Below are 3,077 nucleotides of genomic sequence, written 5' to 3' on the forward strand. Positions count from 1 at the left end.
ACGGCGGCCTTCTCGGACTTCCAGATCTCGTCCAGGTCCGAGAACTCGCGCTCCAAATCCGCGATCTGCCCCTCCAGGTCCGACAGGCGCTTCTTGGAGGCCTCGTCGGATTCCTTCTTGAGCGCTTCGCGCTCGATCTTGAGCTGGATCAGCCGCCGGTCGAGCTTGTCCATCTCCTCCGGCATGGAGTCGATTTCCATCCGGATTTGCGAGGCCGCCTCGTCGATGAGGTCGATGGCCTTGTCCGGCAGCTGGCGATCGGTGATGTACCTGTGACTCAGGCTCGCCGCGGCGACGATGGCCGGATCCGTGATCTCCACGGCATGGTGCACCTCGTAGCGCTCCTTCAAGCCCCGCAGGATCGCCACCGTGTCTTCCACGTTGGGCTCGTTGACCAGCACCTTCTGGAAGCGCCGCTCCAGCGCTGCGTCCTTCTCCACATACTTGCGGTACTCGTCGAGCGTGGTGGCGCCGATACAGTGCAGCTCGCCGCGGGCCAATGCGGGCTTGAGCATATTGCCGGCGTCCATTGCGCCCTCGGCCTTGCCGGCGCCGACCATGGTGTGCAGCTCGTCAATGAACAGCACGATATTGCCTTCCTGCTTGGCGATGTCGTTGAGCACGGCCTTGAGCCGCTCCTCGAACTCGCCGCGGAATTTGGCACCGGCGATAAGCGCGGCCATATCCAGGCTCAAGAGCCGCTTGGACTTGAGCCCCTCTGGCACCTCGCCGTTGACAATGCGCTGGGCGAGGCCTTCCACGATGGCGGTCTTGCCGACGCCCGGCTCGCCGATGAGCACCGGGTTGTTCTTGGTGCGGCGGGCGAGCACCTGGATGGTGCGGCGAATCTCGTCGTCGCGGCCGATGACCGGGTCGAGCTTGCCCTGCTCGGCGCGCTCGGTCATGTCGATGGTGTACTTCTCCAGCGCCTGGCGCTGCTCCTCGGCGTTGGGGTCGTTGACGGACTCCCCACCGCGCATGTTCTCGATGGCCTTCTCGACGGCGCCCTTGCTGGCGCCGGCGTCGCGCAGCATATTGCCGAGCTCGCCCTTGTCCTCCAGCGCCGCGAGCACAAACAGCTCGGAGCTGATGTACGCATCGTTGCGGGCCTGGGCGAGCTTGTCCGTCAGGTTCAGGAGCTTAGCCAGCGCATTGGAGACGCTCACATCGCCCCCGGTGCCGGACACCTTGGGCAGCCGCTCAAGCGCTTCGCCCAGGGCCGAGCGCAGCCGGTTGACGTTGACGTCCGCCTGGGCCAAAAGGTGGCGCACCGTGCCGCCATCCTGGTCCAGCAGCGCGACCATCAGGTGCACTGGCTCGATGAATTGGTTATCGCGACCCAGGGCGAGCGATTGCGCGTCCGCCAGGGCCATCTGAAATTTGCTGGTGAGCTTGTCCATCCGCATGGGGGTGACCTCCGAAGGCTGATGTCCGACATTTATTAGGGTTATAGCGCAACTGCGGCGATCCTGCGGCGAATTCAAGCACTCTCCGGGCGAGAGTGCCAATACCGGCGCCGACCATGGGGTCAGCGACGGGCGAATCTGGGTCGTGTGCGGCCGCATGCGACCCTGCCCCGATCTCCAACCAGATCCCAGGCCCCGTAGGCCAGCCCTCTACCCGCCACCAGCCAGCATCGCCATCCTACGCGCTTGCAGGCGGTTTACCACCACCGCGCCTGCGCTAGACTGCGAAGCACTCGCCCGCAAGGTGCAACCACATGCCGGACTCCGCCGCGCCGCAAGCCCACACCGACGCCGCCTGGCGCTGGCCCCGCACCACGTCCATGCTGGGCGCCGGCGGACGCCGGGCGCCGAGGCGCGCTGCGCTGCGAGCGGCGAGCTTCGTCGAATGGCGCTATTACGCGGTGCTCTCAGCGGCCTTCCATGGCATTGTCGGCCTAGCACTGGTGAATCCGCAGCACCGCTTCGGCGCGGTGGCCGAGAGCGGGCTGCTGGTGATTGTCGCCGGTGTACTCGACCGCCCTCAGCTGCCGGCCCGTGTGCTGCCGGTGACCGCAGGGGGGTCTACCGCACCCTTGCTGACCCCGGAGCCTGCGGCCTTCTGCTGGATGCATCTGTTTCCGACAGATGCCTGCACCTTCGACGCCACGGCGCCGGGCTCCCTCACCGCCGGCGATGCCGAATGCTGCATCGCCCTCGCCCACCACGGGCCGAACGCCGCCGAAATCGAGATCGAGGCGGGCGCCGGCCTGCTGCTGCGGTGCTCGCATATAGGGCTCGCCGGCGTCACGCTGCCCGCCGCGGCGGGGCAGGACTTTCCGGGGCCGCTTGGCAGCGGTTGGCTCGGGGCGCACTGGACCGTGGACTGCGCGTCACCGGTGGCGCTCACCCACGGCAGCCTGATGCTGGGCAACGAGCTCTTAATGCCGTTGGCACAGCGGCCTGGCATCACGCCTGGCTATGCCACACCCGCACTGCGCGAGCGCGTGGCCGCGGGCCAAAACCAATGGACCTGGCAGGCCGCCTCTGGATACTACGAGCACAGCTTCGGCATTCGGCCGCTGCCGCTGCAGGGTTGGGATTTCCTGTTTGCTCCGGATGCGGCCACCGGCGGCGCCGTGGTGCTGCAAACCTATCGGAACAGCCGCTCGCTGCGTTACCTGGACATCTGCTGGCAAGTGGACGGCGTACGCCGGCACCGCCGATTCCCTGCCGCGACGCTCGACCTCGCCTGGGAAGATACCGCCGAGGACCCCGTGCTGGGCGTGAGGCGCCCCGTGACCCGGCGGATCGACGCAGCCGCCGACGGACTGCACCTTCGGCTCACGAACCGGGTGCTGCACCGTCTGCCGCTGCTGCGCCGTGACAAGCTCGCGGTGCGCCATTTCTTCATCAGCGAAGAGATCGGTATCGTTGACTGGACGCTGACGGACAGTCGAGGTGCGGTGCTGGCGGCTGCCGAAGGTCAGCCTTGCGGCGGTGAGCTCGCCCACTTCCGCTGGCGCGCACCGCGCGCGGGGTGACGGCGGAGATTCGGCGTCTTTGGCGCCGAGATGAGCTCGGGCTGCTCGACCGCTTGATTCAGGTCTCCTTCGGCGCGGCGCCGCCGACGCG

Annotated in this window: 2 protein-coding genes; one reads left to right on the forward strand and one right to left on the reverse strand. The window is 67.3% G+C overall.

The window, feature by feature from the left end; genetic code table 11:
* On the reverse strand, positions 1-1,406 hold a 1,406-nt coding region (locus tag I6U14_RS11280), incomplete at its 3' end, for a Clp protease N-terminal domain-containing protein (RefSeq protein WP_296899378.1).
* Positions 1,407-1,720: 314 nt separating this feature from the next.
* On the opposite strand from I6U14_RS11280, the gene I6U14_RS11285 reads away from it, so the two are divergent.
* Complete coding sequence (locus I6U14_RS11285) at positions 1,721-2,986, forward strand: hypothetical protein (RefSeq protein ID WP_296899379.1); 1,266 nt, start codon at positions 1,721-1,723, stop codon at positions 2,984-2,986.
* The last annotated feature ends 91 nt before the right edge of the window (positions 2,987-3,077 follow it).

The organism is Thiohalocapsa sp., assembly GCF_019695415.1.
Classification (GTDB): Bacteria; Pseudomonadota; Gammaproteobacteria; order Chromatiales; family Chromatiaceae; genus Thiohalocapsa.

Excerpts from the sequence above, each read along its gene's own strand:
- I6U14_RS11285 (WP_296899379.1), top strand. The coding sequence starts at position 1,721 with ATGCCGGACTCCGCCGCGCCGCAAGCCCACACCGACGCCGCCTGGCGC.